22 protein-coding genes, 1 tRNA gene and 1 pseudogene are annotated in these 26,561 nt (G+C 71.8%); 8 read left to right on the forward strand and 16 right to left on the reverse strand.

Annotated elements, in window-relative coordinates:
* Positions 1-172: 172 nt before the first annotated feature.
* From ACFVXA_RS11680 to ACFVXA_RS11695, 4 genes are read right to left on the reverse strand one after another with little or no spacing between them, the layout of a single operon-like run.
* Positions 173-1,507: an AAA domain-containing protein gene (locus ACFVXA_RS11680; protein ID WP_389512070.1), complete on the reverse strand. Its 1,335-nt coding sequence runs from the start codon at positions 1,505-1,507 to the stop codon at positions 173-175.
* Complete coding sequence (locus tag ACFVXA_RS11685) at positions 1,504-3,114, reverse strand: hypothetical protein (RefSeq protein WP_390024767.1); 1,611 nt, start codon at positions 3,112-3,114, stop codon at positions 1,504-1,506. Before ACFVXA_RS11685 ends, ACFVXA_RS11680 begins: the two co-directional genes overlap by 4 nt.
* Positions 3,105-4,310: a hypothetical protein gene (locus ACFVXA_RS11690; RefSeq protein WP_362017919.1), complete on the reverse strand. Its 1,206-nt coding sequence runs from the start codon at positions 4,308-4,310 to the stop codon at positions 3,105-3,107. The genes ACFVXA_RS11685 and ACFVXA_RS11690 overlap by 10 nt, the downstream gene beginning before the upstream one ends.
* Positions 4,261-5,262, reverse strand: a complete 1,002-nt coding sequence (locus ACFVXA_RS11695; RefSeq protein WP_383902461.1) for a phosphatase PAP2 family protein — start codon at positions 5,260-5,262, stop codon at positions 4,261-4,263. Before ACFVXA_RS11695 ends, ACFVXA_RS11690 begins: the two co-directional genes overlap by 50 nt.
* Positions 5,263-5,501: 239 nt before the next feature.
* On the opposite strand from ACFVXA_RS11695, the gene ACFVXA_RS11700 reads away from it, so the two are divergent.
* A complete protein-coding gene (locus ACFVXA_RS11700; protein ID WP_389512066.1) occupies positions 5,502-6,098 on the forward strand; it encodes a histidine phosphatase family protein in 597 nt (198 codons plus the stop codon).
* 163 nt (positions 6,099-6,261) lie between these two features.
* Here the strand turns inward: ACFVXA_RS11700 and ACFVXA_RS11705 are convergent, their stop codons facing one another.
* A complete protein-coding gene (locus ACFVXA_RS11705) occupies positions 6,262-7,866 on the reverse strand; it encodes a hypothetical protein (RefSeq protein ID WP_390024769.1) in 1,605 nt (534 codons plus the stop codon).
* Between the two features lie 299 nt (positions 7,867-8,165).
* On the opposite strand from ACFVXA_RS11705, the gene ACFVXA_RS11710 reads away from it, so the two are divergent.
* Together ACFVXA_RS11710 and ACFVXA_RS11715 are read left to right on the forward strand one after the other, a co-directional pair.
* Positions 8,166-8,603 carry a hypothetical protein gene (locus ACFVXA_RS11710; RefSeq protein WP_384396166.1) on the forward strand — a complete coding sequence of 146 codons (438 nt, stop codon included), beginning with the start codon at positions 8,166-8,168 and terminating at the stop codon, positions 8,601-8,603.
* A gap of 132 nt (positions 8,604-8,735) precedes the next feature.
* Entirely contained in the window at positions 8,736-9,641 is a 906-nt protein-coding gene (locus tag ACFVXA_RS11715) for a fused MFS/spermidine synthase (protein ID WP_362017826.1), read from the forward strand.
* An 82-nt stretch (positions 9,642-9,723) separates the two neighbouring features.
* Here the strand turns inward: ACFVXA_RS11715 and ACFVXA_RS11720 are convergent, their stop codons facing one another.
* Positions 9,724-10,254 (reverse strand): hypothetical protein, encoded by a 531-nt coding sequence (locus ACFVXA_RS11720; RefSeq protein ID WP_362017827.1) that lies wholly within the window; start codon positions 10,252-10,254, stop codon positions 9,724-9,726.
* A gap of 133 nt (positions 10,255-10,387) precedes the next feature.
* On the opposite strand from ACFVXA_RS11720, the gene ACFVXA_RS11725 reads away from it, so the two are divergent.
* From ACFVXA_RS11725 to ACFVXA_RS11735, 3 genes are all read left to right on the forward strand, one after another.
* Entirely contained in the window at positions 10,388-11,092 is a 705-nt protein-coding gene (locus ACFVXA_RS11725; protein WP_362017828.1) for a response regulator transcription factor, read from the forward strand.
* Between the two features lie 67 nt (positions 11,093-11,159).
* Positions 11,160-12,539: a sensor histidine kinase gene (locus ACFVXA_RS11730; RefSeq protein ID WP_390024771.1), complete on the forward strand. Its 1,380-nt coding sequence runs from the start codon at positions 11,160-11,162 to the stop codon at positions 12,537-12,539.
* A gap of 428 nt (positions 12,540-12,967) precedes the next feature.
* Positions 12,968-14,452: a cellulose binding domain-containing protein gene (locus ACFVXA_RS11735; RefSeq protein WP_389464580.1), complete on the forward strand. Its 1,485-nt coding sequence runs from the start codon at positions 12,968-12,970 to the stop codon at positions 14,450-14,452.
* Positions 14,453-14,782: 330 nt separating this feature from the next.
* Here ACFVXA_RS11735 and ACFVXA_RS11740 read toward each other — a convergent pair whose 3' ends face one another.
* From ACFVXA_RS11740 to ACFVXA_RS11755, 4 genes are all read right to left on the reverse strand, one after another.
* The gene (locus tag ACFVXA_RS11740) at positions 14,783-16,258 is read right to left on the reverse strand and encodes a GH1 family beta-glucosidase (protein ID WP_383735011.1); all 1,476 of its coding nucleotides are present in this window, start codon (positions 16,256-16,258) and stop codon (positions 14,783-14,785) included.
* A 140-nt stretch (positions 16,259-16,398) separates the two neighbouring features.
* The gene (locus ACFVXA_RS11745; RefSeq protein WP_390024774.1) at positions 16,399-17,331 is read right to left on the reverse strand and encodes a carbohydrate ABC transporter permease; all 933 of its coding nucleotides are present in this window, start codon (positions 17,329-17,331) and stop codon (positions 16,399-16,401) included.
* A complete protein-coding gene (locus ACFVXA_RS11750; RefSeq protein ID WP_362017833.1) occupies positions 17,328-18,356 on the reverse strand; it encodes a sugar ABC transporter permease in 1,029 nt (342 codons plus the stop codon). The genes ACFVXA_RS11745 and ACFVXA_RS11750 overlap by 4 nt, the downstream gene beginning before the upstream one ends.
* Entirely contained in the window at positions 18,353-19,684 is a 1,332-nt protein-coding gene (locus ACFVXA_RS11755) for an ABC transporter substrate-binding protein (RefSeq protein WP_362017834.1), read from the reverse strand. The genes ACFVXA_RS11750 and ACFVXA_RS11755 overlap by 4 nt, the downstream gene beginning before the upstream one ends.
* A gap of 410 nt (positions 19,685-20,094) precedes the next feature.
* Between ACFVXA_RS11755 and ACFVXA_RS11760 the strand changes: the two genes are divergently transcribed.
* Both ACFVXA_RS11760 and ACFVXA_RS11765 read left to right on the forward strand, forming a co-directional pair.
* Positions 20,095-21,150 carry a LacI family DNA-binding transcriptional regulator gene (locus tag ACFVXA_RS11760; protein ID WP_384396179.1) on the forward strand — a complete coding sequence of 352 codons (1,056 nt, stop codon included), beginning with the start codon at positions 20,095-20,097 and terminating at the stop codon, positions 21,148-21,150.
* A gap of 469 nt (positions 21,151-21,619) precedes the next feature.
* Positions 21,620-22,450 (forward strand): serine/threonine protein kinase, encoded by an 831-nt coding sequence (locus tag ACFVXA_RS11765; protein WP_390024776.1) that lies wholly within the window; start codon positions 21,620-21,622, stop codon positions 22,448-22,450.
* 2 nt (positions 22,451-22,452) lie between these two features.
* Here ACFVXA_RS11765 and ACFVXA_RS11770 read toward each other — a convergent pair whose 3' ends face one another.
* From ACFVXA_RS11770 to ACFVXA_RS11795, 6 genes and pseudogenes are all read right to left on the reverse strand, one after another.
* Positions 22,453-22,950, reverse strand: coding sequence for a GNAT family N-acetyltransferase (locus ACFVXA_RS11770; protein ID WP_390024778.1), 498 nt, complete (start codon positions 22,948-22,950; stop codon positions 22,453-22,455).
* Positions 22,950-23,132 (reverse strand): hypothetical protein, encoded by a 183-nt coding sequence (locus ACFVXA_RS11775; RefSeq protein ID WP_390024780.1) that lies wholly within the window; start codon positions 23,130-23,132, stop codon positions 22,950-22,952. The genes ACFVXA_RS11770 and ACFVXA_RS11775 overlap by 1 nt, the downstream gene beginning before the upstream one ends.
* Before the next feature lie 102 nt (positions 23,133-23,234).
* Positions 23,235-23,307, reverse strand: a tRNA-His gene (locus ACFVXA_RS11780).
* Between the two features lie 106 nt (positions 23,308-23,413).
* Entirely contained in the window at positions 23,414-24,016 is a 603-nt protein-coding gene (orn, locus tag ACFVXA_RS11785) for an oligoribonuclease (RefSeq protein WP_362017839.1), read from the reverse strand.
* 134 nt (positions 24,017-24,150) lie between these two features.
* Positions 24,151-25,386 carry a helix-turn-helix domain-containing protein gene (locus ACFVXA_RS11790; RefSeq protein ID WP_362017840.1) on the reverse strand — a complete coding sequence of 412 codons (1,236 nt, stop codon included), beginning with the start codon at positions 25,384-25,386 and terminating at the stop codon, positions 24,151-24,153.
* Between the two features lie 515 nt (positions 25,387-25,901).
* Positions 25,902-26,213, reverse strand: a pseudogene (locus ACFVXA_RS11795) (hypothetical protein); the annotation flags it as partial.
* Positions 26,214-26,561 lie beyond the last annotated feature (348 nt).

The following is a 26,561-nucleotide window of genomic DNA, read 5'->3' on the forward strand; positions in this document are numbered from 1 at the left end:
GTTCAGGGGCCCGCCTCGTAAGAGGGCCACCGTCCATTGTCCCCCGCCCACGCAAGTGGGCCCGGTGACGGACCCCGGCCGGCCCCGCAGCACCGGCAGCCGGGACGCACCGGCAGGGACCCCCGGCACCCACCCGAGATCCCCTAGCCCCCGCATAAGGGCTCCCCAAGATCTACGGTCGCCAAGCCACCCGATGCTCCCCCAAGTGCGACAACACCGCGTGATTGGCCTCCCAGCCGTCGGGGAACTTCACCGTGACCCCCAGCTGCACCGGCTCCGTCGACGGATGATCGTCCAGTAGCTCCGCGACCCCCGCCCGGCACACCACGATGCACGCGTGCCGATGCCGGGAGGCGAGCACGCACAGCCGCCCGGTCTCCAGGTGGAACGCGGTCGCGTCCGGCCGCCCGGACAGCGGATGCAGCACCACCGTCACATCGAACTCCCGCCCCTGAAGCCGGTTCGCCGTGTCGACGGTGACGTCGACGACGCCCGACTCCGCCAGCGCGGCCCGGACCGCCGCGGCCTGGTCCCGGTGCGCCGTGCCGACGGCGATCCGGTCGGCCGTCAGCGGCACCGGTTCGTCCGCCCGCTCCGAGGTGGCCGCGCCGCCCCGGTCCAGCAGCCGGCGTACGACCTGGGCGACGGCCCGTACCGCCTCGGGGTCCGTACGCGGAGTGTGCCGGGCCGGCAGCTCCAGGAGCCCCCAACCGGCCTCCGCAGCCTCGTCGATGACCCGGTCGGTCCCCGAACCGTCCGACGCGACGGCGAAGCCGAGCCGCCGGTCACCGTGCCCCGTGCCGCTGCGGAACGGCGTATACGGATAGAAGGCGTCCGAGACCAGCGGCGCCGCGGACGCGGGCAGCCGCCACGACACCGGCAGCCGGTGCTGCGGCAGCTCGGGATTGTGGGCGAGCAGCGTCGTCACCGCCGACGCGGACGGGTCGTACGACAGTCCCGCCCACTGCTCGGAGCCGACGATCGCGAACGGGTCCAACTGGCCCGGGTCGCCCACGAACAGCGCCCGCTCGAAGAGCCCCGCCACGGCCAGCAGCGCGTCCGAACGCATCTGGTACGCCTCGTCGACGATCGCGTGCCGCCACGGCTCGACGCCCTTGACATGGGCCCACTTGGCGGCAGTCGAGATCACGACGTCGAGCCCTGCCAGGTCACCGGCCTTGGTGGACTTCCGTACGTTCGGCAGGCCGTCCAGCGCCTTGTCGTACGGGTCGGTGTCGCTGCTGTGCAACCGCCCGACGGGCAGCTCGGGTTCCTTCTCGGCGAGCCGCACCACCAGGTCGTCGACCTGGGCGTTGGTCTGTGCGATGACCATCAACGGGCGCCCCGCGGCGGCCAGTTCGAGCGCGGCGCGCACGACGAGCGTGGACTTCCCGGCGCCGGGCGGGGAGTCGACCACGACGCCGCGGTGCGTGCCGTGCAGCGTGTCGCGCAGGATCGCGTCGGTGGCGCGGGTCGCGGCGGCACCCGGATCGAAGACGGCGGTCACAGAATGTCCTCCTCCGTCACCGGGTCCGGGATCGGAAGGGGTACGGCGTCGGGCTCGCCCGGCGGTCCGCCGTGTGTCCACGGCGTCTCCTCCGGGTCGGGCAGTTTCGCCCCGCCCCGCTGCTCGTGCTCGAAGAGCGTGAAGCAGACGAGGTCCCCCTTCGCCGGCACGGAGCCGGGCTCGGGCTCCTTGCCGCGGCCCATCTTGTCGACGATCCGCAGGATGACGGCGCCACCCCCCTCGGCGTACTCCTCGTACCCGACGAACTCGGCCGCCTGCGGCTTGCCTCCGGACGACCGGTACACCTTCGCGCGCTCCCCGAGGTGCGGCCGGTCCTCCGTGCGGACGGTCACCAGCGGGCGCGGGCTGGGCCGCTTGCCCTCGCTGTACGCCATCACGACATCTGTGACCTCGCCCGCGAACGCCTCCCCCGCGAGCCGCCGACCGGCCATCACGAGCGGGTCGTCGAGGGCCTCCTGCGCTTCCAGGCGGGCCTGCTCGCGCTCGCGGGTGGCGAGCTTGTTCGCCGCGGTGACCGCGTCGTCGCGGCGCGGCTGCGGGGGTTCGCCCGCGGTGATCCGGTCGCGGTGGCCGGTGAACGACCAGCGGTCGCGGGTCCACCGGTCGGCGGCGTGCGCGCCCTCGGGGAGCGCGCGCAGCAGGTCGAGTCCGCGCCACACCGCGTCCCAGGTGGGCCGGGTGACGCTCTCGACGAGGGCACGGATCTCCCGCTCGGCGGCGGTGAGCGCACCGAGCCGGTCGTCCGCCTCGATGCCGTCCTCGGCGGCGGCGAGCGCCGTACGCGCACGGTCGTAGCGCTCGATGGCGGGGGCCAGCAGTGTGTTGTCGAAGGCGGGGTCGGTGGCGGGTCCGGCGGGCGGGCAGACCAGCTGGCCCCGGGAGTCCCGCCGCAGCTCGGCGCGCAGCGCGGCCTCGGCTCCCGACTCACCGTCCGGCGGGTCGATCCAGGCGAGCAGCGCGCCGAGGTGCTGGTCCTCCAGGCTGCTCTGCCCGGTGGCCCAGTGCCGGGACAGTATGTCGGTGAGGGCGAGGAGGAGGGAGGAGCCCGGCACCCGGGACCGCTCCCCGTAGTGCGTCAGCCACCGCCCGAGCAACGGCACCCGGGGCGGCGCCGGATGGGGTGTCTCGGGGTCCTGCTCGGCGGTGCGGCGGAAGCGCATGGAGCGCCCGAGCAGCCGTACGAGCTCGATGGCCGCCCGGCTCGGAACGATCAACTGGGGTGCGTCCGCGCACAGTTCGACCTCGACCTTGATCCGCTTCCCGGTCTCCGGATCGGTCTCGCTGCGTTCGGCCGCCTCGACCACGTCCGCGTACGCGTCGATGTACGGCAGTACGACGTCGGCCAGCTCGGCGAGGAACGCGAACCGCAGGTCACGGTCGCGGGGCTGTGGCACGACCAGCAGCCGGGGCGCGTCACGCTCGGTCCCGACGAGCGCCCCGAGCGGGGCGCCGGCCTCACCGGCGGTGGTCAGCGGGACGAACACCAGCGGCCGGTCGGTGAGATGCCGGTGCCGCACCGTGGCGGCGGCCTCGGCCCGCCCGCTCTCGACGGCTTCCAGTCGGGCGAGGGTGGCGATCAGTGACATGCGGCACGCTCCTGAACTCCGGACGCCGGCGCACCCGAAGACTCGGCTCGCGGGGCTTCGCCCGCTCCGCCGCGCAGGGCCTGTGCCCGGGTCTTCAGTGCCTCGGCCCGCAGTGTCGCCGCTCTCCGCAGCGCCGCGACGGCCGGGTCGTCCGGATCCCCCGTCTCCCCATGGGCCGCCGCCAGTACGTCTCCCACCGTCGTCAGGCCGCCCAACTCCGCGCGCAGCGAGCGACCCAAGGACGTCACCGCGCCCTCGGCGCGGGAGCGGTCGCGGCAGTGGAAGGCCAGCTCGCAGGCGGAGAGGCACTCGGGGGCGTAGGTCGCGGGGACGGCTTCGACGGCGGTCGTCAGGTCGTCGGCGGGCAGGTCCGGGGAGAAGCAGGTGCCCTCGGGGAGGGTGGCGGCGATGTCCTCGACGCGGGTGAGCCGGGCGAGCTGGCGGCGGGTGACCGCGCGCTGCTTGCGGATGTCGACGGCGGAAGCGGTCGGGAGGTTGGAGAAGTCCTTGGGGCAGACCAGTAGGACCCGGTGGCGGACCTCGGGGGTGGGGTCCAGGTGCGCGGCGACCTCCTCCAGGGCGAGCACGTACACCGCGGACTGCCGTGCTGCCGCGCCCACCTTGGCCGGGTCGGCCGAACCGTCCAGCATCGGGAAGGACTTGATCTCGACGACCGTCCAGCCGCCGTCGGGGTGCACGACCACCGCGTCCGGCTCCAGGAAGGCGGGGGAGCCCGCGACGTCGAGGGCGAGCATGGGGTGGTCGAGCAGCGTCCACACGCCGGCCGCGGTGGCCTCGCGCAGCGCGAGCGCCGTACGCGCCGCGCGCCCCTCGGGGCCGACGGCGCTCAGGTCGGGGACGACCCCGGACATGGGCGGCTCGGCGTCGGGGTCCAGCTTCTCGTGCACGAGCCGCAGCAGCTCCGCGCCGCCGTCGGCCTTGACCCGCGCCTCGAACGCGTTGCCCCGCATGAAGGCGAACTGCGACTGCCCGAAGGCCGGTGGCGAACCGAGCGCGTCGGCCAGCTTCGCCTTGTCGACCCCCGCGCCGTCCAGGAGGGCACGCCGGTCGCACCCGGGGTTCGCGGCGAGCGCCGCGAGGGCGCGCGCATCGAGGGCCTTGGGCTGAACAGCCGGACCGCGCAGGTCAGCGAGCCGCTGCCGGAGCGCCGTCCCCCGCGTCCGCGGGGGAGGCACCCGGTTCGGCTCCCGGCCCGGTTCGGGACTCGCGCTGTCGGGGAATTCGCTCACCCGGGGAAGTCTGGCACCCCGCACTGACAATGGAGGAACCCGCGCCCCGCGAGGCACTCGCGAACCGTGGGACACGGGCGCCCAGCAGGCTCCTCAACCGTCCCGCGACCCGCATCACGAACGGGGTCAGCAGCAGTCCGACGCCCATCACCGCGGCACCGGCGACGGCGTCGAGGAAGTAGTGGTTCGCCGTGCCCATCACCACGATCGTGGTGAGCAGCGGATACGCGACGCCCGCGACCTTGGCGGCGGGCGTGCGGCCGTACCGCCACAGCATCACTCCGCACCACAGCGACCAGCCCACGTGCAGGCTCGGCATCGCCGCGTACTGGTTCGTCATGCCGCCGAGTCCCCGTGGCGCGCTCGCCTCGCCGCCCCACCAGCCGTACGAGCTGTACTGGGCCATCGTGTCGACGAAGCCGTGGCCGGCGGAGAGCAGCCGGGGCGGGCAGGTCGGTATCAGCGAGAAGCCGATCAGGCCGATGAACGTGGACGTCATCAGCCAGGTGCGGGCCGCGCGATAGCGCACGGTCCGGGAGCGGAAGAGCCAGATCAGGATGGCGGGCGTCACCAGGTAGTGCAGCGACGCGTACCAGAAGTCGGCGGGCACGCCCAGCCAGGCCTCGCGGGTGAACAGCCGGTTCAGCGGGTGCTCGGCGTTGAGGTGGAAAAACTTCTCGACGCGCAGGATCGCCAGGCCGTGGCCGACGGCGCTGGACGCGTCGCCCCGGGCGAGCAGCCGGCCCGCCGAGTAGGACGCGTACACCAGCACGATCAGCGGCAGCTCGGTCCACCAGCGGAGCCGGGCGGGCGGGGCCGCGGAGGCGCGCAGGTCGGTCCACCGGCGCAACCGGGCGCGTGGTGCCGCCTCGGCGCGCGGTGTATCGGTCTGCGGCATCCGATCGTCCTCCCCCATCTGCTTGAGGTGACCCGACAGTCTGTACCGTCTGCTGACGACGATCCGTGGCCACATCCGATTTTACGGTGTATGTGAACGCCCTGAAGGGGCGCCCCCGGTCGTCAAAGACGCAGAGATCGCCCACCGGGTTGCCCCTCGCGCCGGTGCGCGATGATGGAGTGACGCACTCCGCACGCGCGCCTGCGGCCGCGTCTCCCGTTCCGGAAAGGCATCTCTTCATGGCACCGCGCATCCTGCTGGCCCGGCACGGACAGACGGAATGGTCGCTGTCCGGCAAGCACACCGGCAGGACGGACATCCCGCTCCTGGATGAGGGGCGGCGCGGCGCCAAGCTGCTGGGGGAACGGCTGCACCGGGCCCCCTTCGACGGGCTCGCCGGGGTCGAGGTGCGCACCAGTCCGCTGGCACGCGCGCGTGAGACGTGCGAACTCGCGGGCTTCGGGGAGCGCGCGACCACCTGGGACGCGCTCATGGAGTGGGACTACGGCGCGTACGAGGGGATGACCCCGGCCGAGATCCAGGGGATCCGTCCGGGCTGGTTCATCTGGCGCGACGGCGTCCCCGCGGGCGAGACGCTGGAGCAGGTCTCCGCGCGCGCGGACGAGGTCGTCGACTGGGCGCGTGCCGCCGACCGTGACGTGCTTGTCTTCGCGCACGGCCACATCCTGCGCTCCATAGGCGCCCGCTGGCTCGGCCTCCCCCTCGACTTCGCGTCCCGCATCCGCCTCAACCCGACCTCACTGTCCGTACTCGGGTGGGCCTACGGAGACCCCGCGATCGAGGCATGGAACGACTGCGGGCATCTGGCGGGGTGAGGCCCTGGGCAGTCGCGGGCGGCTGTGGGCAGGCGCGCCGCCAGGGCGGCGCCCGTCCCGAGGAGAGCGGCACCCGGTAGCCGCCGGGCCGCGCGGCCCACCCGGCCTCGGCCCCCACGCCGGACACGGCGAAAGCGGAGTCCTGCCCCGGGGGTTACCGTGCTCACGCCGTACGCGGCAGGCTCGCGTGGCGGTCCAGGAACGTCGACACGCCCGACGCCCGCCGGTGCGGCAGCAGCACGCGAGCCGTCGCCGCCAACATGGTCTGGATCCGGGAGGACTGGACCTCACCGAGAAGGTCCAGCACGCGCAGCCCGGCCAGCGCGGCCTCGTCGGGACGTCCACCCCGGGCGAGGTCGTCGGCGAGTTCGGCGGTGTACAGCGCGATGTTGCGAGTGAAGTGCGGATCCTGGAGCTCGGCCGCGCGGTGCGCGTGGCGCGCCGCCCGCGGCCAGTCGCCCAGCGTCGACCAGCACTGCGCCTCGAGCCCCTCCAATTCGGCCTCTCCGTAGAAGGTCATCCACTCGGGGTCCGTCTCCGAGGGCCCTCGTTGGTAGAGCGCCTGCGCGCGCGCCAGCGCCTGCTCGCACCCCGCGCGGTCGGCGAGCCCCGCCCAGCCGCCCGCCTCGCGCAGCGCGAGCAGGGAGAGCAGGCGCGGGGAGCCGAGGGGGCGCGCGGCGCGCTGCGCCGCCTGCGCCGCGCGCACGGCCTCGCGCGGGCGCCCCGCGTCACGCGCGAGGAACGCCGTGTTGCAGAAGGCGTGTGCCTCCAGGCCCGGGTCGCCCGACATCCGGGCGGTGGCGAGCGCCTCCGCGTAGTGCGAGCGGGCGTCGTCGAAGCGCCCGGAGTCGTGCGCCAACCAGCCCACTGAGATGGCCAGTTCGCCGGCGCCCGCGTACAGCCGGTCGGCGGTCGCCTGCCGGGTGGTGCCCGCGTCGAGCAGCGCGTACGCCGTCCGCAGCGGTGCCGCCGCGCGCCGGTAGAGGCCGTCGGCCCCGTGGCGGTCGTCGAGCAGCCGGATCTTGCGCACGGCCTCTTCGAGGGCGCCGGCCTCGGACGTACCCGCCCGGTGGACGCGCCGGTTCGCGGCCGCGGCGGGGGAGCCGAACGCGACCGCGAAGGGCCCCAGTGAGGCCGCCGCCACGGTGGCGGTGCCTCCGGTCATGAATGCGCGACGTTGCACGTCGCTCTCCTCGTGGTTCTGATCGTGGTCCTCGTACGGGTCGTACGGGTCGTACGGGTCATGCGGGTCATGCGGGTCGTACGGGTCATGCGGATGGTGTGCGTCGTACGGGATCTGGATGTGGTGCGGGTCGTACGGAATCTGGATGTGGTGCGGGTCGTGCGGGTTGTGCGGGAGCTGGATGTGGTGCGGGTCCGGCGTTTCATACGTCTCGTGCGCCTCGTCCGTCTCATGGGAGGCGTGCGAGAGGCTCGTGGAGTGCGGAGGGGGCGCCTCGTCAGTTCCGCGCGCCCCGCGCCCACGTACCGATGAGCGGGGCGCGAAGCCCAGGTCGGTGAGCGTGCGGCCGGGGAACATGTGCAGGAACACCCGCTCGTACGCGTAGTTGGGACAGCGGATCTCGCCCGCCTCGACGCGCCCGATGTAGCGCGCGTCGCAGCTGACCCGCTCGCCGATCTCGCGCGCGGCTCGCCGCACCGCCGCGGCGAACTCGCCGGGCGAGCGCTGTCCGCGCAACCGCCGGAAGGCGAGGTTCGGCCGCGGTGGCGGGGGGAACTGGGACGAGGTCACCGTTGACGACGCCATGGCCGGGCCCTCTCTTGCGAACCGTCGAACCATTGCCGGAGTCAAGGCGAGTTGCCCGGGTTGTGCCCTGTGGGTGCCCTGCTTCCGGCGGAGCAAGAACGTACCTGCTGTGACGATGCCACCACGCTGGGTTTGGCTACAAACCGGATATCTCATCCACGATCTGCCATGAACTGCCATCCTTTGCGGCGGTGTTCCGCCGTAGCCGTTGACGTTCTGGCGCGTTGAGCCCTGTGGACCGGGAGCCGCCCGAACTCCCGACCCACTCGTCATGAGGAGGGGTTCCGTTGGAGGCCGGGATGGAGACCAGGCAGAGCACCGAGATCCGTACGTCGCTGTCGACCGCGCAGCACAGGCCGTCCGCGCAGTGCAGCGCCGCACCAGAGCCGGTCGCCGAGTGCGATCTGGTGACCGTCCCCGCGCGGCAGGGTCTGGAGGCGGTCGACATCCTGCGCCGCGGTTCCTGCGACGCCGTCGGCCCCGTGCTGCACGACGACGGCTGCGACACCCTCGGCTTCCTGGTGCCGCCCGGCACCGCCGACGCCTGGGACGTGCCCGGCAGCACCTGTACGCAGACCAACGGCCGCGGCCTCAGCCTGGCCCCGGAACCCCCGGTCGAGGGCTCGGACTGGCTGCTGCCGCCCGGCGAGGCGGATCTCGCGACCGACCCGGCCGTCCTGCGCGCCGCGCTGGGGGAGGCGGCCCGGCTGATCGAGGCCGCGGACAACTGTCAGTGACGTGCCCGAGAGGACGAGTGACCTGTCCGAGGGGACGCCGGTGAGCTGCCCGAGGGGACGCCGGTGAGCGGTCCGAGGGGACGGGAAAACCGCCGCTGAGCCGACCCGCCCGTACGCCCCGATAATGGCGGGATGGCAAGGGCGAGGAACAAGCGGTCGGACGACGGGCGCGCGGCGGGGCGTGGCGCGCGGCGCGGGCAGGCGTCCGCCGATGCCGTCGTCGAGCCGGTCGACGGCGGGCTCGCCCAGCTGATTCCCGACCGGGACCGGGCGCGCGCCTGGACCCTGCTGATCGACGGCGCCCCGCAGTCGCACGTCGACCTCGACGACCCCGCGTATCTGAGCTTCGAGTACCAGCGCCGCCTCGGTCATGTCATCGACCTCGTCGCCCCGCCCGGCAAGCCCGTGCACGCCGTGCACCTCGGCGGCGGCGCCCTCACCCTCGCCCGCTACACCGCCGCGACCCGCCCCCGCTCCACCCAGCAGGTCGTCGAGCGTGACGCGGCCCTCGTGCAACTGGTCCGCCGCGAGCTGCCGTTGGACCCGAACGCCCGGATCCGGGTGCGTTCCGTGGACGCCCGCGAAGGGCTCGCCAAGGTCCCCGACGACTGGGCGGACCTGGTGATCGCGGATGTGTTCAGCGGTGCGCGCACACCGGCGCATCTGACGTCGGTCGAGTTCGTCACGGAGGTACGCAGGGTGGTGAAGGCCGGTGGCGTCTACGCCGCGAACCTCGCCGACGGACCCCCGCTCGCCCACCTCCGCGGCCAGATCGCCACCGTGGCGGCCTCCTTCCCCGAACTCGCCCTGGTCGCCGACCCGACGGTGCTGCGCGGCAAACGCTTCGGCAACGCGGTCCTGGTGGCATCCGACCATCCCCTGCCGATCGCCGAGCTGACCCGCCGCGCGGCATCCGACCCGCACCCCGGCCGCGTCGAACACGGCAAGCAGCTCACCGACTTCACGGGAGGCGCCGCCCCGGTCACCGACGCGGCGGCGGTGGCGTCACCGGCACCGCCTCCGTCGGTCTTCCGCTAGGCCGGTACGCCGGTTCAGCCAACGCAGTTCAGAAAGGCAGTTCAGCAAGGCAGTTCACTACCGGCAGTTCACTACCGGCGGTTCAGTACGTCCCGATCTCCACGTGCGGCGGTCCGTCGTGCCAGGTGCAGAACACCGACACCCGGTCGGCCCCCGAGGAGAACTCCACGCGGATCCACGACTCCGTCTTCCACACCTGCATCGACCAGCCGGCGCCCGGCGTCGCGGACACCAGCGTCGCTGACGTCCTGCCGAGGTCGAAGACCGCCCGGCCGCCGTCGGTGGCGTAACTCTTGATCTGCCCGGAACCGGAGCCGGAGGAGGACGGGCCGGGGCCGGCACTCGCCGACCTCGAAGGCGACGGCGTCGTCGGGCTCGGTGTGTGGCTCGCGGACGGCTTGCTCGACGCGCTCTTCGAGGGCTCGGCCCGCCGCGTCGAGGAGGCGAGCGGCTTGGAGTCCTGCGTCGTCGCGTCGCCCGCCGTGATGGGCAGGGCGCGCGGCGGGTCGTACGCCGTCCCCGCCATCACCGTGTGGACACCCCACCACGACAGCGTGACCGCCGCGCCTGTGGCGAGCGACCAAGCCAGTACGTGTACGAGTCCTCTGCGCATCGCGGGCCATATTGCACCACCAGCCCCACGGGTGTCGCGCGGGTGCGTCACAGTCCGGGTTGTCCACATCCGGGCGAGCGGAGTTGTCCACAGGCCCGGGAGCGGCCTCCTCGGATGGCGTACGGTGCCGCCCATGGCAAGTGTGCTCGTGGTCGAGGACGACCAGTTCGTACGCTCAGCCCTCATCCGGCATCTGACCGATGCCGCGCACACCGTGCGCAGTGTCGGCACCGCGCTGGAGGCGCTGCGCGAGGTCGCCCATTTCCGTTTCGACGTCGTCATCCTGGACCTCGGTCTGCCCGATCTGGACGGGTCCGAGGCGCTGAAGATGCTGCGCGGAATCACCGACGTCCCGGTGATCATCGCCACCGCTCGGGACGACGAGACGGAGATCGTCCGCCTGCTGAACGACGGGGCGGACGACTATCTGACCAAGCCGTTCTCGGTCGAGCACCTGTCGGCGCGGATGGCGGCGGTGCTGCGCCGTTCGCGGACGAGCGCGGGGGAGGCGCCTCCGTCGACGGTCATCCGGGTCGGCGGGCTCGCCATCGACCCGCTGCGGCGCCAGGCCGAACTGGACGGGGTACGACTGGATCTCACCCGCCGTGAGTTCGACCTGCTCGCCTTCCTGGCCGGACGGCCCGGCGTCGTCGTACCGCGCAAGGAGCTGCTCGCCGAGGTGTGGCAGCAGGCATACGGGGACGATCAGACCATCGATGTCCATCTGTCGTGGCTGCGACGGAAATTGGGCGAAACGGCGGCTCGCCCGCGCTATCTGCACACCCTGCGGGGTGTCGGCGTGAAGCTGGAGCCGCCGAGAGCGGAGTCGCCGCTATGAGGGGGATGCCGGTCGAGGCCCCCCAGGCGGGCGCCGGTCGGGGTACGGGCGTCATGAGGTGGGCTTCATGAGGTGGGCGCTGGTCAAGGTGTGCGTGGCCGTGACCACGATGGTCGTGGTGGCCTTCGCGGTCCCGCTGGGTCTGGTGATCAAGGAGATGGCGCGCGACCGGGCGTTCTCGAACGCCGAGCGTGAGGCCGCCGCCGTCGCGCCCGCGCTCTCCATCACCACCGACCGGGACCAGTTGGAGCGGGTCGTCGCCTCCGCCGGCTCGGACGCCGGGATGGCCGTACACATACCGGCGAGCGACGGCGCCGAGGCGGCCGACATCGGGCGGCAGCGTGCCCTCGGGAAGGACATCGCGACCACGCGGAAGCTGGGCCGGGCCTCCACCACGGAGGTCTCCGGCGGCTCCACCTTGCTCCAGCCCGTCGCGCTGAGCTCGGGCGAGATCGCGGTCGTCGAGGTGTACGTCCCCGAGTCCGAGGTCAGCAACGGCGTCGGCACGGCCTGGGCGGTGCTCGCCGCGGTCGGCGTAGCGCTCATCATCGGCTCCGTCGCGGTCGCCGACCGGCTGGGCGTACGGATGGTGCAGCCCGCCCAGCGGTTGGTGGAGGGCGCGCACGAGTTGGGCGAGGGGAAGCTGGGCGCGCGGGTGCCCGAGGAGGGGCCGACCGAGCTTCGGCTGGCGGCGGTCGCGTTCAACTCCATGGCCGATCAGGTCGTACAACTCCTGGCAAATGAGCGGGAGTTGGCGGCGGATCTGTCCCATCGCCTGCGTACGCCGCTGACCGTGCTGCGGCTCAACACGGCCTCGCTCGGCGACGGGCCGGCCGCCGAGCAGACGCGGGCCGCCGTCGCGCAGTTGGAGCGCGAGGTCGACACGATCATCCGGACGGCCCGCGATGCCAAGCCGCAGACCGCGGCGATAGGCGTCGGCGCCGGGTGCGACGCGTCCGAAGTCGTGCGCGAGCGGATGGACTTCTGGTCTGCGCTCGCCGAGGACGAGGGCCGCAAGGTGCGGGTGGCCGGGGTCGACCGGCCGGTCCGGATACCCGTGGCCCGTGCCGACCTCGTGGCCGCGCTCGACGCGCTCCTCGGCAATGTCTTCCGGCACACCCCGGAGGGCACGGCCTTCGCGGTCGACGTGCACAACGGCGAGGACGCCGTGATCGTGCTGGTGTCGGACGCGGGCCCGGGGATCGTCGATCCCGAGGCGGCCATGGCGCGCGGCCGTGGATCAGGGAGTGACGGGTCGACGGGGCTCGGCCTGGACATCGTGCGACGGCTCGCGGAGTCGACGGGCGGGGATGTGCGCATCGGTTCCTCCGTGCTGGGCGGCACCGAGGTGCGGATCTGGATCCAGCTGGACGGGCGGGCGACCCCGCTGCGGCGCGGGCACCGGGGAAGCGTACGCCGCCGTCGCCGCGGGGCGGCCGTGCGCTGACCTCACCGGTCCGCCGCACGGGCCTCGGCCGGTATCTGCAGCTCCGCTGCACGGGCTTTGTCCTGGCGCCCGCCTTCCACTGCGCGTGCCTGACCGAGGTCTGCGTCTGCCTTTCGCTGCGCGCGGGTTGGCCGACGTCGAGGTCGGCGTCTGCCTTCCGCTGCGCGCGGGTTGGCCGACGTCTACGTCTGCTTCCGCTGCACGGGCGTTCTTCTTCGCCGCTCTGCGGCGACGTCCGGAGATCTCCCCGCGCCCCAAATTGGTCTCGACCTTTAACCGGCCCCGATGCCTTCCTTAAGCGCACCCTAAGATCCTCAACCACCGTCCGGATGAAGCGGTTTGCCCGATTCCGGATCGCTAGCGTGCTGCAGCACCCACCCCCGGGAATCCCCTGTGAACCCCCGTGAAACCGCGAAGGCAGGCACGCGATGAGCAGCACGCACCGGCGCAGCAAGGTCAGTGGCAGGAACAAGGCGATAGGCGGCGTCGTCGCGGCGGCCGTGGTCGGCGGCGGCGCCTTCCTGTTCACCGGCACCGCGCAGGCGGCCGACGTCGGCGCCGCGTACACCAAGACCAGTGACTGGTCGACCGGTTACACCGCGCAGTACGTCATCACGAACGACACCGGCCAGGTCAAGGCGGACTGGACGCTGGAGTTCGACCTGCCGTCCGGAAGCAAGCTCAGCTCGCTGTGGAACGGCGAGTCGAGCGTGAGCGGGCAGCACGTCACCGTGAAGCCGCCGTCCTGGGACAAGGACGGCCTGAAGCCCGGCGAGTCCGTCACCGTCGGCTTCGTGGTGAGCGGCACCGCGGACCCGAAGGGCTGTCTCATCGACAGTGCCAAGTGTTCGGTGGACGACGGCGCGACCCCCGAGCCCAGCGGCCGCCCCACCGAGTCGGCGACCCCGACCCCGAAGCCGACCTCGACCGCGAAGCCCACCCCGACCGCCACCGCCACGCAGAGCGCGACCCCCACCGCGACGCCCTCCGCCTCGGGGACCCCCGGCAGCGGCAGCACGACGAGCGCCGGCTTCGCGCCCTACGTCGACACCTCCCTCTACCCGGCCTTCGACCTGGTCGGCAGTGCCACGGCCACCGGCGTGAAGGACTACAACCTCGCCTTCATCACGGACGGCGGCGGCTGCACACCCAAGTGGGGCGGCGTGACCGACCTCGCCAGTGACGGCGTGGCGTCGCAGATCGGCGCGCTGCGTGCCAAGGGCGGCGACGTCCGGGTCTCCTTCGGCGGGGCCTCGGGGTCGGAGCTGGCGACGACCTGCTCCTCGGCGGACGCGCTGGCGACGGCGTACGGGAAGGCCGTGGACGCGTTCAACCTCACGAAGGTCGACTTCGACGTCGAGGGCGGCGCGCTGCCGAACACGACCGCGAACACCAACCGCGCGAAGGCCATCGCGAAGCTCCAGCAGCAGCACCCGAACCTGGACGTGTCCTTCACCCTCCCGGTGATGCCGGAGGGCCTGACCCAGGACGGCGTGAACCTCCTGTCCAACGCCAAGTCGAACGGCGTGAAGATCAACACCGTGAACATCATGGCGATGGACTACGGCCCCGCGTACAGCGGTGACATGGGCACCTACGCCGAGCAGGCCGCCACGGCCACGCAGGCGCAGGTGAAGAGCGTCCTCGGGCTGTCGGACAGTGCGGCGTGGAAGGCCGTCGCCGTCACCCCGATGATCGGTGTCAATGACGTCTCGTCGGAGATCTTCAAGGTCGACGACGCCTCGCAGCTGGTGACCTTCGCCAAGTCCAAGGGCCTCGGCTGGCTGTCGATGTGGTCGGCCACCCGCGACAAGCAGTGCGCGGGCGGCGCGAAGAACTCCGCCGACGCCACGTGCAGCTCCATCGTCCAGGACACGGGCGCCTTCTCGAAGGCCTTCGGTGCCTACAAGTAGGACCTCACCAGTCGGCTCCTACAAGTAGGCCTTCTCATACGGGGGACAGCGCGCCCCGGCCGGATCGCCCCCCACCCGGCCGGGGCGCGTTCGGGCACCACTTCCTGCGCGGAGAGGTCCAAGAGGCCGAGGAACACAAGGCCAAGGTCCATGAGGCCGTGGAACACAAGGCCAAGGTCCATGAGGCCGAGGAACACAAGGCCAAGGTCCATGAGGCCGAGGAACACAAGGTCAAGGTCCAAGAGGCCGGGGAACAATCGGGGCGCGGCACCCCCCTCAGGTGCCGCGCCCCGTCCCCCGCATTCCCCGGTCACATGGTCTGTGCGTGGCCTACTCGGCGGCCGTCACCGGCGGCAGCGTGCCCGTCCGGGCCGCGTCCCGGTACCAGAGGGCGCTCGACTTCGGCGTACGGGTCTGCGTCGCGTAGTCGACGTACACCGCGCCGAAGCGCTTGCCGTAGCCATACGCCCACTCGAAGTTGTCCATCAGGGACCAGAGGTAGTAGCCCCGCACGTCCGCGCCGTCGGCGATCGCCCGCCGTACCGCCGACAGGTGACCGTGGAGATACGCGATCCGCTCGGGGTCGTGGACCCGGCCGTCGGGGTCCGGCTCGTCGTCGTACGCCGCGCCGTTCTCCGTCACGTACAGCGGCAGGCCCCGCGTCTCCTGGTGGTACCGCATGATCAGGTCGTGCAGCCCCGTCGGGTCGATGGTCCAGCCCATCTCCGTACGCTCGCCCGGGGTTTGATGGAAGACGACGTCCTCCGCGCCCGGCCAGGGGGAGTACGCGCTCGCGCCGTGGCCGTCCGCGCGCGGACCGTCCGCCGATGCCGCCGCCGCTGAAACCAGCGTCGGGGTGTAGTAGTTCAGCCCCAGCGCGTCCAACGGCTGTTTGATCAGGGCCAGATCGCCGTCCAGCACGTGAGACCAGTCCGTGACCGAAGACGTCGCCGACAGCAGCGTGCGCGGGTACGCGCCGCGCAGCATCGGGCCGTGGAAGACCCCGTTGGCGAGGTCGTCGATGCGACGGGCCGCCGCCAGGTCGGCAGGGTCCTGCGAAAGCGGCCTGACCACCGACGAGTTGAGGCTCACCGCGACCGTGTTGCGGGTCGGCATCGCGGCACGTAGCGCCGAAGTGCCCAGACCATGCGCCAGGTTCAGGTGGTGTGCCGCCCGCAGCGAGGCCGCCGCGTCCGTACGGCCCGGGGCGTGGACCCCGGAGCCGTACCCCAGAAAGGCGCTGCACCAGGGCTCGTTGAGAGTGATCCACTGCTCGACGCGGTCGCCCAGCGCGTCCCCGACGATCTGCGCGTACTCGGCGAAACGCAGCGCCGTGTCGCGCTCGGGCCAGCCGCCCGCGTCCTCCAGCTCCTGCGGGAGGTCCCAGTGGTAGAGGGTGACCGCGGGCTTGATGTCGTGCGCGAGCAGCTCGTCCACGAGCCTGCGGTAGAAGTCCAGGCCGCGCTGGACCGCGGGGCCTCGCCCGGTCGGCTGCACGCGTGGCCAGGAGATCGAGAAGCGGTACGCCGTCAGGCCCAGCCGCGCCATCAGCGCCACGTCGTCGCGGTAGCGGTGGTAGTGGTCGACGGCCACGTCACCGGTCTCGCCGCCCGCCGTCTTGCCGGGCGTATGGCTGAAGGTGTCCCAGATCGAGGGCGTACGGCCGTCCTCCCGCACCGCCCCCTCGATCTGGTACGCGGAGGTCGCCGCGCCCCAGAGGAAGGCGGGAGGAAACGCCACAGGGGTCGCGGGGGGCACGGGGGTCGCGGAGGTCGCAGGCTCGGGCAGCTCAGTCAGCTCAGGCATGGAAGCGCTCCCATAGGAGGTCGTGAAGACCGACGAGTCGGAGGAGAGGGACGGGCAGGGGGGGAGGGGAGGGGAAGGGGAGAAAAGGGGGCCGGGGCGGCGGTGACCCGGCCCCCTGAAAAAGGAAAAGGAGAAGAAGGTCAGCCCTTGATCGCGCCCTGCATGATCCCGCCCACGATCTGCTTGCCGAACAGCAGGAAGGCGATGAGCAGCGGCAGGGTGCCGAGCAGCGCGCCCGCCATGATCACCGCCTGGTCCGGTACGTAACCGGTGCCCAGTGAGTTGAGGGCGACCTGGACGGTCGGGTTCTGCTGGTTGAGGGCGATGATCGGCCACAGGAAGTCGTTCCAGGCCATGACGAAGGTCAGCAGCCCCAGCACCGCCATGGCCGGCCGTGCCGCCGGGAACACCACGTGCCACACCACGCGCAGACTGCTCGCGCCGTCGACACGCGCCGCCTCGATCAGCTCGGTGGGCAGCGCCTGCACCAGGTACTGCCGCATGAAGAACGTGCCGAAGGCGGTGACCAGGGTGGGCAGGATGACCGTCTGGAGATGGTTCGACCAGTGCAGATCGCTCATCCACAGGTACAGCGGTACGACGGCCAGCTGCGGCGGGATCATCATCGTCCCGATGGTCAGCAGGAGCAGGGTGCTGGAGAACCTGAACCGCAGCTTGGCGAAGGCGAATCCGGCGAGCGTGGAGAACAGCACCGTACCGATCGTGATGGTGCCGGCCACGACCGTGCTGTTGAGCATCGCGGTGCCGAGCCCGGCCTGGTCCCAGGCGGCCTGGAGGTTCTTGAACAGGTTCCCGCCGAACCACAGCGGTGGCGGGGCCTGCGCCAGCCGGGTGTCCGTGCGTGAGGCCGCGATGGCCGTCCACACCAGCGGCGCCAGCGAGATCAGCGCGCAGAGGGTCAGCACGACGTAGGTGACCGGGCCCGCGTGCAGCTGTTTGCCCGCGCCGAGCATCCGGGGGCGCAGGGAGCCGCGCCCGCGCTCCCCCTTGCCCGCTTCCTCGCGCTCGCCCTTCGCCTTCTGCTGAGGCAGCGTCAGGTCACTTGTGGTCATTGGGACTTCCTCAGACGTCGGGTGAGCAGCAGATTGATCACGGCGACGATCAGCAGGATCAGGAACATCGACCAGGCGATCGCGGACGCCTTGCCGAGGTTGCCGATGAGCCAGCCCTGGTCGTACATGTACAGGCCGAGCGTCTGGTACTGGTGCGCGGAGCCGCCCTTCGAGCCGCTGACGCCGCCGAACAGCAGCGGCTCACCGAAGAGCTGGGTCGCGCCGATGGTGGAGATGACCACCGTGAACAGGATCGTCGGACGCAGCATCGGAATGGTCACGTGCCGGAACTGCTGCCAGCGGTTGGCGCCGTCGAGGGCCGCCGACTCGTACAGGTCGGCCGGGATCGCCTGCATCGCCGCGAGGTAGATCAGCGCGTTGTAGCCGGTCCAGCGCCAGATCACGATCGAGGAGACGGCGAACTGCGAACCCCAGTCGGACTCACGCCAGTTGACCGGATCGACCCCGATGAAATGGAGCAGCCAGTTGATCATGCCGCCGTCCCACGAGTACAGCAGCGTGAAGACGAGTGTCGCGGCCGCCACCGAGGTGGCGTACGGGGTGAGCATGACGACGCGCCAGACGGTCGAGCCGCGCAGCCGGTAGTTGAGCAGGTGCGCGATCCCGATCGCCGCCAGCAGCTGCGGCACCGTCGAGATCAGACCGATGGTGAAGGTGTTCTTCAGGGCGTTCCAGAAGAAGTCCGAGGAGAACAGGTTCCGGTAGTTGTCCAGGCCCACCCAGGTCTGGTGGTCCAGTGCGGACAGCTGCACGTTGTGCAGCGAGTACCAGGCCGTATAGAGGAGCGGGATCAGCCCGAAGGCCCCGAAGATGATGAAGAAGGGGGCGATGAAGGCGTACGGCGAGGCCTTCATGTCCCAGCGGTACAGCCGGCTGCGCCAGGAACTCGTGCCCGGGGGCGGCGTACCGCGACCGTGAGCGCCCCGCGCCGCGCCCGGCTGGTCGCCGGGCGCGGCGTCGGCACTCGGCGCGGTGTGCGCGAGAGCCTGCTTGGAGCGGGTCACTGGCCGAGCACGTCCTTGATCTCCTTGGAGGCCGCGGACCACCCCTGGTCAGGAGTCTTGCCCTTCTGCTCGACCTGGAGGATGCCCACGTCGGTGATAGCGGTGCCGATCGGCTGGTCCTTCGCGCCGAGGGGCTGCGTCGGGATGGTCTTCGCCGAGTCGGAGAAGATCTGCGTGATCGGCGCGTTCGAGAAGTACGCCGTGGTGTCGGCCTGCGGCTTCAGGCTCGCGTACGCCGACGGGGTCGACGGGAAGCTCGCCTGCTTGGCGAAGACCTTCGCCTGCTGCTCGGGCGCGGTCAGCCACTTCGCCAGCGCGACGGCCTCCTTCTGGTGCTTGCTCGCCGTCGGTACGCCGATGAAGGAGCCGCCCCAGTTGGCCGCGGTCGGCGCCGCCGCCACGTCCCACTTGCCGCTGCCGGAGGCACCGGACTTCTGCTCGATGTAGCCGATCATCCACGCCGGGCAGGCCACCGTCGCGAAGGTGCCCTTGGCGAAGCCCTGGTCCCACGTCGGGTCGAACTGCTTCAGCTTCGCCGACATGTTGCTGGTGGCCACGTCCATGGCGGTGTCCCAGGACTTCTTCACACCCGCGGACTTGTCCCAGACGACGTTGCCGTCCTTGTCGTAGTACCGCTCGCTCTCGCCGCCGACGGCCGCGTTGTAGACGGAGGAGGCGGAGTCCACGTACTTGGTGCCGCTCGGCGCCTTCTTCATGTAGTCCTTGCCGAGGGCGACGTACTTCTTCCAGTCGCCCTTCCACTGCGCCGCGAGCTTGGTGCGGTCCGTCTCCAGGCCGGCCTTCTGGAACAGGTCCTTGCGGTAGCAGATGGCCATCGGGCCGATGTCGGTGCCGAGCCCGATCGTCTTGCCGTCCTTGGTGGTGGCCTGGGCCGTCTTCCAGTCCAGCCACTGGGACTTGTCGACGTCCTTGCCCAGGTCGACGAACTTGTCGGCCTGCGTCTGCACGGCCTCGGTGATGTTGCCGACCTCGATCGCCTGGATGTCGTCGGTGCCGGAACCGGCCTGGAGGCGGGTGAGGGTCTTGGGCCAGTACACGTCGGTACGCGTGGTGACGTTCTCCTTGATGGAGATGTCCGGGTGCAGCTTCATGTACTCGTCGTAGAGGCCGGCCTGCTTGTAGCCGAAGACGCCGAACGTGCCGATGGTCAGCGTGGTCTTGCCCTTGCCGCCACCGCCACCGCCGCCGCCCGAGTTCGACGAGCCGTCGTTCGAGTCGTTGGCGCAGCCGGCCAGCAGCCCTGTGGTCAGCGCGGCGACGGCCGCGAGGGCCCCCAGCCTGCGGGACCGGCGGGTACTCGTGCGCATTGCGTCCTCCTGTTGCCTGACGTGCCGACCCCCCGGCCAACTGCTCTGTTGGGCCCGTTGGTTCTCGCTGCGGCTCGGGCGGGGAACGTGCGGGATGTGTATGTGTCAGGTACTGTGGGAGCGCTCCCACAGGTGATGTGTTGAAGAGTCGTCGGTTCGGGCGGGGGTGTCAAGGGTGGGGACGTGGAGTGATGCGTTCAGTTATCGGGCCGTTAGGTGAGTGAAGTCGTCCGGCCCGTCCGGCGTTTGAGGACGAGCGCGAAGCGCGATACGGGGCGGCGCTGGAGGCGGGGAAGTCGCTGATGGCGGCGTGCTGACGGGGGCTGCGGGCGGAGCCCTGGGGACGGTCACCCCCTCAGCCGGGACTGTTAGATTCCAGGCCAACGTAGGGCGGCGAAAGGGCGGAGCCAATGGCAGGCCACCGAGCGCGGGGCCGGAGTGGCGGTCGGCCGACCCTCGAAGAGGTCGCCGCGCGGGCCGGAGTGGGCCGCGGGACGGTGTCCCGGGTGATCAACGGTTCCCCGCGGGTCAGCGACGCGACCCGCGCCGCCGTCGAGGCGGCCGTCGCGGAACTCGGCTATGTCCCCAACACGGCGGCCCGCGCCCTCGCCGCCAACCGCACGGACGCGATCGCCCTGGTCGTCCCCGAACCGGAGACCCGCTTCTTCGCCGAGCCGTACTTCTCCGACATGCTCCGGGGCGTGGGCGCCGCGCTCTCCGACACCGAGATGCAGCTCCTGCTGATCTTCGCGGGCAGCGACCGGGAGAGACAGCGCCTCGCCCAGTACCTGGCGGCGCACCGGGTGGACGGCGTCCTGCTGGTGTCCGTGCACGCGAACGACCCGCTCCCCGACCTCCTGTCCCAACTGGAGATCCCGGCCGTGATCAGCGGCCGCCGCTCGGACGACGAGACGCTGCCCTCCGTCGACTCCGACAACTACGGCGGGGGCCGGGCGGCCGTCGAGCACCTGATCGCCCAGGGTCACCGGCGGATCGTCCACCTCGCCGGGCGGCTCGACGTCTTCGGCGCCCAGCGCCGTGTCGACGGCTATCGCGAGGCGCTGCTCGACGCGGGCCGCGAGGTCGACGACCGGCTGATCGTCCCCGGCGACTTCACGGAGGAGGGCGGCCGCCGGGCCATGACCTCGCTCCTGGAACGCTGCCCCGACCTCGACGCGGTCTTCGCCGGCTCCGACGTCATGGCGGCCGGTGCCCGCCAGGTCCTGCGGGAGAAGGGCCGCCGCATCCCCGGCGACGTCGCCCTCGTCGGCTACGACGACTCCGCCATCGCCCGCCACATGGACCCACCTCTGACCAGCGTCCGCCAGCCGATCGAGGAGATGGGCCGCGCGATGACCGACCTCCTGCTCGGCGACATCGCGGACCAGCGCCCGATGGCCTCCCGCGGCCTGGAGAAGCGGCAGTTGGTCCTGCCGGCGGAGCTGGTGATACGCGAGTCGTCGTGAGTCGGTTCCCGGTGTGGCGCGGGTGCCGCTGTGGCGCGGGTGCCGCTGTGACGCGGGTACCGGTGTGAGTCGGTTACCGGTGTGACGCGGCTACCGGTCATCGCGGTCGTCCCGGCTGTTTCGGTCGCCCCCGTCGCCCCCGTCGCCCCCGTCGCCCCCGTCGCTCCCGTCGGCCCCACCGTCCGCGAGCGCCCGTCCGAGACACCCCCCAGATCCCGCGCGGCCCACCGCCGGGGCTCTGGGAGGCGAGGTGTTCCAGCGGCCGGAGGACGTCGACCCCGCGCGGGCCCGTGATGCCGGCGGTCTCCCGGAGCGTTCCGGTCGACTCCGCGGGCAGCCGACACCCCGGTCGCCGCTCGGGATCGCCCGGCGCGTCCGCCCCGACGGGATCCCCGAACTCGATGTCGACCCCGGCCGCTCCCGTCGCGTCTCGCCACCCGGGAGCGCCCCGGTGAGGCACTCTGGCCACATGGTCCTGCACCCCTTGCTGGGAGTCGACGAAGTGCTCGCCGTGGAGCCGTATTTGGGCCGGGTGGGTGAGGTGTTCAGGGCGTTCCGGGAGCAGGACTCGGGGTGCGCGTCGTACGGGGTGCGGCTGCTCGACGGCGCGCGCTGGTTCGTCAAGGAGGCGGTCACGGATCGCGCGCGCCGATCGCTCGCGCGCGGCTGGGCGTTCCACCGGGCCGTACGGCATCCGGCGATCGTCCCGCAGGTCCACCGGATCGCCGTGCCCGGCGGCGGCTGGGCGGTGGTGATGCCCTGGCGGGAGGGCGAGGTGCTCTACCACCCCACGGGGAGCGGCCCGCGCGACCGTACGAGCCCGGGCAGCCCGATGGCACGCTTCCGCGCCCTGCCGATGGCCCATGTCCTGCGCGCCTTCGACCGGATCCTGGACGCCCACCTCGCGGTGGAGGCGGCCGGACATGTGGCGGTCGACTTCTACGACGGCGCGGTGCTGTACGACTTCGCCCGCGACGCGACCCATCTGGTCGACCTCGACGAGTACCGGCCGGGCCCGTTCGTCCTCGACGAGGAACGCCTGCCGGGCTCCCGGCGGTTCATGGCCCCCGAGGAGTTCGTACGCGGCGCGGTCATCGACGTCCGTACGACCGTCTTCACCCTGGGCCGCGCCGCCCGCCTCCTCCTGGACGCCGGCGACGAGGAACGCGCCTGGCGCGGCACCCCGGCCCAGCAGACGGTGATCGTCCGCGCCACCCGTGTCGACCCCGCCGACCGCTTCGAGAACGTCCAGGACTTCGCGAGGGCCTGGCGCGCCGCCGGCCCGCCCGGGCCCGCGTGAGATCAGGGCCCTACGGACATCTCCCAGCGGACTTCGCTGTCCTGGCGCTGGTCCGTGGGGGACAGCCCGGCCGCCGCGGCGACGGCCGCGGAGGCGTGGTGGTCGGGGTGGACATGGGCGAAGACGGTACGAACGGATCGCGCCGCCAGCCAGGCGACCAACCCTTCGGCCGCCTCCTTGGCCAGCCCCCGCCCCTGCCATCGGGTCCCCAACACCCAGGCGATCTCGGCCCGTTCACCGGCCACGGTCGCCTGCACCGTGCCCACCAGGCATGCTTCCGCGCGCAGCCGGAGCACCCAGTTGCACCAGGAGACGGCGGGATCGGGGGACCCGGCGACGAGCCGCTCGTAGCGGGCGCGCAGGGCCTCGGGAGTGGCGGGAGCGCCGCCGATGAACGTGTGCAGCCCCGGATCGGACAGCACCTCGGCCATCTCCTCGGCATCCGCCACCCGGAGGGGGAGGAGGTCGAGGCGGCCGGTGCGGAAGGCGTCGACCGGCATCACGGGCTGGGCCAGGGGTGTGCGTCGGGTGCGACGGTCGCGGGGCGGCCGGCCAGGACGGAATCGCGGTTCTCGTCCTGGGGCATGTACGGGATTCCGGGCCGGTCGGGCGGCCCGGCCGGTCCCCGGATCTGCTCGATCGACCGGCCCCGCCGCAGGGCCCCGGGGGCGAAGGTCTTCATCGGACAGCGCACCTGGGAAGCGTACGGGCTCGGCGCGCTCCGGCCTGCTGGAACGCAATCAGCCGGTGACCCGTTCGAACGGGTCACCGGCTGATTGATCAGGGTGAGTGACGGGACTTGAACCCGCGACATCCTGGACCACAACCAGGTGCTCTACCAGCTGAGCTACACCCACCACGACCGGTCTTGGTTTCCCTGACCGGCCGAGAAAAAGTGTACAGGGTCTGGAGGGGTGCTCGCGCACGGCTTTTGCGGGGGCCCGTCAGGGCCCCGGCGAGGGCCTATTCGACGGGCAGGACGTGCTTCGCCGCGATGGTGCGGGCGGTGTCCGAGTCGGGGCCGGGCTGGGGGACGAAGATCGCTTCGCGGTAGTAGCGGAGCTCGGCGATGGATTCGCGGATGTCGGCCAGGGCGCGGTGGTTGCCGTTCTTCTCCGGGCTGTTGAAGTACGCCCGGGGGTACCAGCGGCGGGCCAGCTCCTTGATGGAGGAGACGTCCACGATGCGGTAGTGGAGGTAGTCCTCAAGGGTCGGCATGTCGCGGAGGAGGAAGCCGCGGTCGGTGCCGACCGAGTTTCCGCACAGCGGGGCCTTGCCGGGCTCCTTGACGTGCTCACGTACATAGGAGAGGACCTGCTCCTCGGCGTCGGCCAGGGTCGTGCCCGCGGCCAGCTCCTCGAGGAGGCCGGAGGCCGTGTGCATCTGGCGCACCACGTCCGGCATCGTCTCCAGCGCCGCGTCCGGCGGGCGGACCACGATGTCCACACCTTCGCCGAGCACGTTCAGCTCCGAGTCGGTGACCAGCGCGGCCACCTCGATGAGCGCGTCATCCGACAGCGAGAGCCCGGTCATCTCGCAGTCGATCCACACCATGCGATCGTTCATGTGTCTCACCCTACGGCCCGCTCCCGCCAGGTGGACCCGCCCGTGCGCCCGCGCGAGGGCCCTTGCGCCGAAGAAGGGGCCCGCTCCCATGGCGCGGACCCCTTCTCCTCGTACTACGGCGTCCTAGTGCCGTACTACGGCGCGCTCCGTTGCCCCGGCAGGCTCGGGCGGCCCGCCGCGTACAGCTCGGGGGTGGGCCTGCCCGCGTCCGTGGAGAGGGACGCGGCCGGGCCCAGGGAGCCGGCCGCCGCGGTGCGGCGGGTCTGCATCGGGACCGGGCTCTCCTGGTTCAGGACCGGTGGTGGTCCGGCCGGAGGCGCCGAGCCGTCCGTGTCCGACGGGCGGTCGGACTGCGGCCTGCGGGCGCGGTAGGCCGCCCGGTACGCGGCCGGCGACGAGCCGAGCTGCCGCCGGAAGTGCCCGCGCAGGGCCACCGGCGAGCGGAACCCGCAGCGGCCCGCGACCTCGTCGACCGAGTAGTCGGACGTCTCCAGGAGGCGCTGCGCCTGGAGCACCCGCTGAGTGATCAGCCACTGCAGCGGAGCGCTCCCGGTGAGCGAGCGGAAACGGCGGTCGAAGGTGCGGCGGCTCATGTACGCGCGTGCCGCCAGCGTCTCGACGTCGAACTGCTCGTGCAGGTGCTCCAGCGCCCAGGCGACGACCTCCGCGAGGGGGTCGGCGCCGATCTCCTCTGGTAAAGATCGATCGAGATAGCGCTCCTGACCGCCGCTGCGGCGCGGGGGCACGACAAGACGGCGGGCCAGTGCTCCGGCCGCCTCGTTGCCGTGATCCGTCCGCACGATGTGAAGGCAGAGGTCGATTCCGGCCGCCGTGCCCGCCGACGTCAGGACGTCTCCGTCGTCCACGAAGAGTTCTCGCGGGTCGACGTGCACCGACGGGTAGCGCTTGGCCAGCGTCGGTGCGTACATCCAGTGGGTCGTCGCCGGGCGGCCGTCCAGCAGGCCGGCCGCGGCCAGGACGAAGGCACCGGTGCACAGCCCGACTATGCGGGCGCCCTCCTCATGCGCTCGGCGCAGTGCGTCGAGCGCTTCCTCCGGTGGTGGCGAGGTGATCGACCGCCAGGCGGGCACGACCACCGTGCCCGCCCTGGAGATCGCTTCCAGGCCATGTGGTGCGGTGAGTTCCAGGCCCCCTGTGGTCCGCAGCGGGCCTTCCTCGCCGGCGCACACCAACAGGCGATAGCGCGGCACGCCGGCGTCCTGGCGGTCAATCCCGAACACCGACAGCGGTATGGAACTCTCGAAGATGGGGCCGCCGCTGAACAGCAGCACCGCGACGATCTCCTTGCGGCGTCGCCCGGAAAGTTTCCGGACCGCGGCTTCCGGCGCGGCAGTGGAGTCGTGGCTCATACTGCTAAGCCCCCCTCGGTGGTCGCGGCTCCTCGGTTGTGTCGCTCCTGCACGTTTCCCCTCGGTCCTGCACGAGTCCCCCGCCGTAAGACAAGATCGAATCTACTGTGTCCCGTGGCGCCAAGGTGACCAGTTCTCCACTCGGCAGAATGTCGACATGGCAACTTGGCGTGAAGCATTCGATCACGAAGCGTTGCACTCGTGGGCCGTGCAGGGAAGTGCGCCTCGTGGCAGTGGCCAATCCACGTAGGGTGCGCGCGCCCCCTGTGGCCCTTTCAGTGCAGGTCGAACGGGGGTTGGGGGGTCGTTCGACCAAGGGATGCGCGTGGCGCAGAAGTTGGCTGAAAACAAGCGTAGGCGTGCGCACAAACCGGTCAGTCAACCGGCTTGTTTCCCCCACCGTGCCGCCCACCTCTGTGCGCTCCCCCGCCACTCCTCCCATACGCGCCACCCGTGGCCCCCGGCCCACCACCCGTGCCCTGCGCGCCGCCGCTCCAGCCCCCGCTCCCGATGCCTCCGCCGCTCCGCCTGTGGCCGCCGCCCGTCGCGTCCGGGCCGCCCCTGCCGTGCCGACCGCGCTGCGGGGCCCGTTCCTCGGTCCGCGTCCGAGTGCCCTCACCGGGTACCGGCACGCCCTCGGCGCGCAGTCGCGCCGCCCCGCGCTCGGACTGCCGCAGCAGCACCCGGCAGGCCCCGGTGACGGTTGCCAGGCCCAGGGCCGTACCGGCCGCGCCGGCGAGCGAGGTGCCGTACCAGACCAGGACGACCGGGACCAGGACGCAGCTGAAGGCGGCCCAGCGCACCACATCGCTCGCCGTGTCCGGCACGGCGGGTGGCGCGGAGCGGGTCCCGGAGGAGGCGTGGGCCGCTCCGGAGGGGGAGTGGGCTCCGGGGGCGGAATGGGCCGCTCCGGAGGAGGGGTGGGCTGTGGAGAAGGGGTGGGGGGCGGTCTCGGGTCCCGGCACGGTCTGCTCCCTAGTACTCCAGTGCTCTCCATGGCGGTGGCTCACCCGTTCAACGCGTGTTCGACCGGCCGGTCACTGCCTGGCGGCCGGTGTACCACGGGGAAAGCCGTCGTCCCTGGGTGAACCCTGTGCAAACCGCCTGTACGGGGCAGCAACCATTGCGTTACGGGCGCCCTCTCATGCATGCTCCCTGGAATGCCGCGTAAGGCG

This window comes from Streptomyces sp. NPDC058246 (assembly GCF_042881985.1).
Taxonomy (GTDB): Bacteria; Actinomycetota; Actinomycetes; order Streptomycetales; family Streptomycetaceae; genus Streptomyces.

What these genes read in the sequence shown, in the direction of transcription:
- ACFVXA_RS11775 (WP_390024780.1), bottom strand. Translation starts at nt 23,132, where the DNA reads ATGAAGACCTTCGCCCCCGGGGCCCTGCGGCGGGGCCGGTCGATCGAG.
- ACFVXA_RS11685 (WP_390024767.1), bottom strand. Translation starts at nt 3,114, where the DNA reads ATGTCACTGATCGCCACCCTCGCCCGACTGGAAGCCGTCGAGAGCGGG.
- ACFVXA_RS11760 (WP_384396179.1), top strand. Translation starts at nt 20,095, where the DNA reads ATGGCAGGCCACCGAGCGCGGGGCCGGAGTGGCGGTCGGCCGACCCTC.
- orn (WP_362017839.1), bottom strand. Translation starts at nt 24,016, where the DNA reads ATGAACGATCGCATGGTGTGGATCGACTGCGAGATGACCGGGCTCTCG.
- ACFVXA_RS11755 (WP_362017834.1), bottom strand. Translation starts at nt 19,684, where the DNA reads ATGCGCACGAGTACCCGCCGGTCCCGCAGGCTGGGGGCCCTCGCGGCC.
- ACFVXA_RS11730 (WP_390024771.1), top strand. Translation starts at nt 11,160, where the DNA reads ATGAGGTGGGCGCTGGTCAAGGTGTGCGTGGCCGTGACCACGATGGTC.
- ACFVXA_RS11740 (WP_383735011.1), bottom strand. Translation starts at nt 16,258, where the DNA reads ATGCCTGAGCTGACTGAGCTGCCCGAGCCTGCGACCTCCGCGACCCCC.
- ACFVXA_RS11735 (WP_389464580.1), top strand. Translation starts at nt 12,968, where the DNA reads ATGAGCAGCACGCACCGGCGCAGCAAGGTCAGTGGCAGGAACAAGGCG.
- ACFVXA_RS11715 (WP_362017826.1), top strand. Translation starts at nt 8,736, where the DNA reads ATGGCAAGGGCGAGGAACAAGCGGTCGGACGACGGGCGCGCGGCGGGG.
- ACFVXA_RS11720 (WP_362017827.1), bottom strand. Translation starts at nt 10,254, where the DNA reads ATGCGCAGAGGACTCGTACACGTACTGGCTTGGTCGCTCGCCACAGGC.
- ACFVXA_RS11770 (WP_390024778.1), bottom strand. Translation starts at nt 22,950, where the DNA reads ATGCCGGTCGACGCCTTCCGCACCGGCCGCCTCGACCTCCTCCCCCTC.
- ACFVXA_RS11695 (WP_383902461.1), bottom strand. Translation starts at nt 5,262, where the DNA reads ATGCCGCAGACCGATACACCGCGCGCCGAGGCGGCACCACGCGCCCGG.
- ACFVXA_RS11790 (WP_362017840.1), bottom strand. Translation starts at nt 25,386, where the DNA reads ATGAGCCACGACTCCACTGCCGCGCCGGAAGCCGCGGTCCGGAAACTT.
- ACFVXA_RS11700 (WP_389512066.1), top strand. Translation starts at nt 5,502, where the DNA reads ATGGCACCGCGCATCCTGCTGGCCCGGCACGGACAGACGGAATGGTCG.
- ACFVXA_RS11710 (WP_384396166.1), top strand. Translation starts at nt 8,166, where the DNA reads ATGGAGACCAGGCAGAGCACCGAGATCCGTACGTCGCTGTCGACCGCG.
- ACFVXA_RS11765 (WP_390024776.1), top strand. Translation starts at nt 21,620, where the DNA reads ATGGTCCTGCACCCCTTGCTGGGAGTCGACGAAGTGCTCGCCGTGGAG.
- ACFVXA_RS11745 (WP_390024774.1), bottom strand. Translation starts at nt 17,331, where the DNA reads ATGACCACAAGTGACCTGACGCTGCCTCAGCAGAAGGCGAAGGGCGAG.
- ACFVXA_RS11705 (WP_390024769.1), bottom strand. Translation starts at nt 7,866, where the DNA reads ATGGCGTCGTCAACGGTGACCTCGTCCCAGTTCCCCCCGCCACCGCGG.
- ACFVXA_RS11725 (WP_362017828.1), top strand. Translation starts at nt 10,388, where the DNA reads ATGGCAAGTGTGCTCGTGGTCGAGGACGACCAGTTCGTACGCTCAGCC.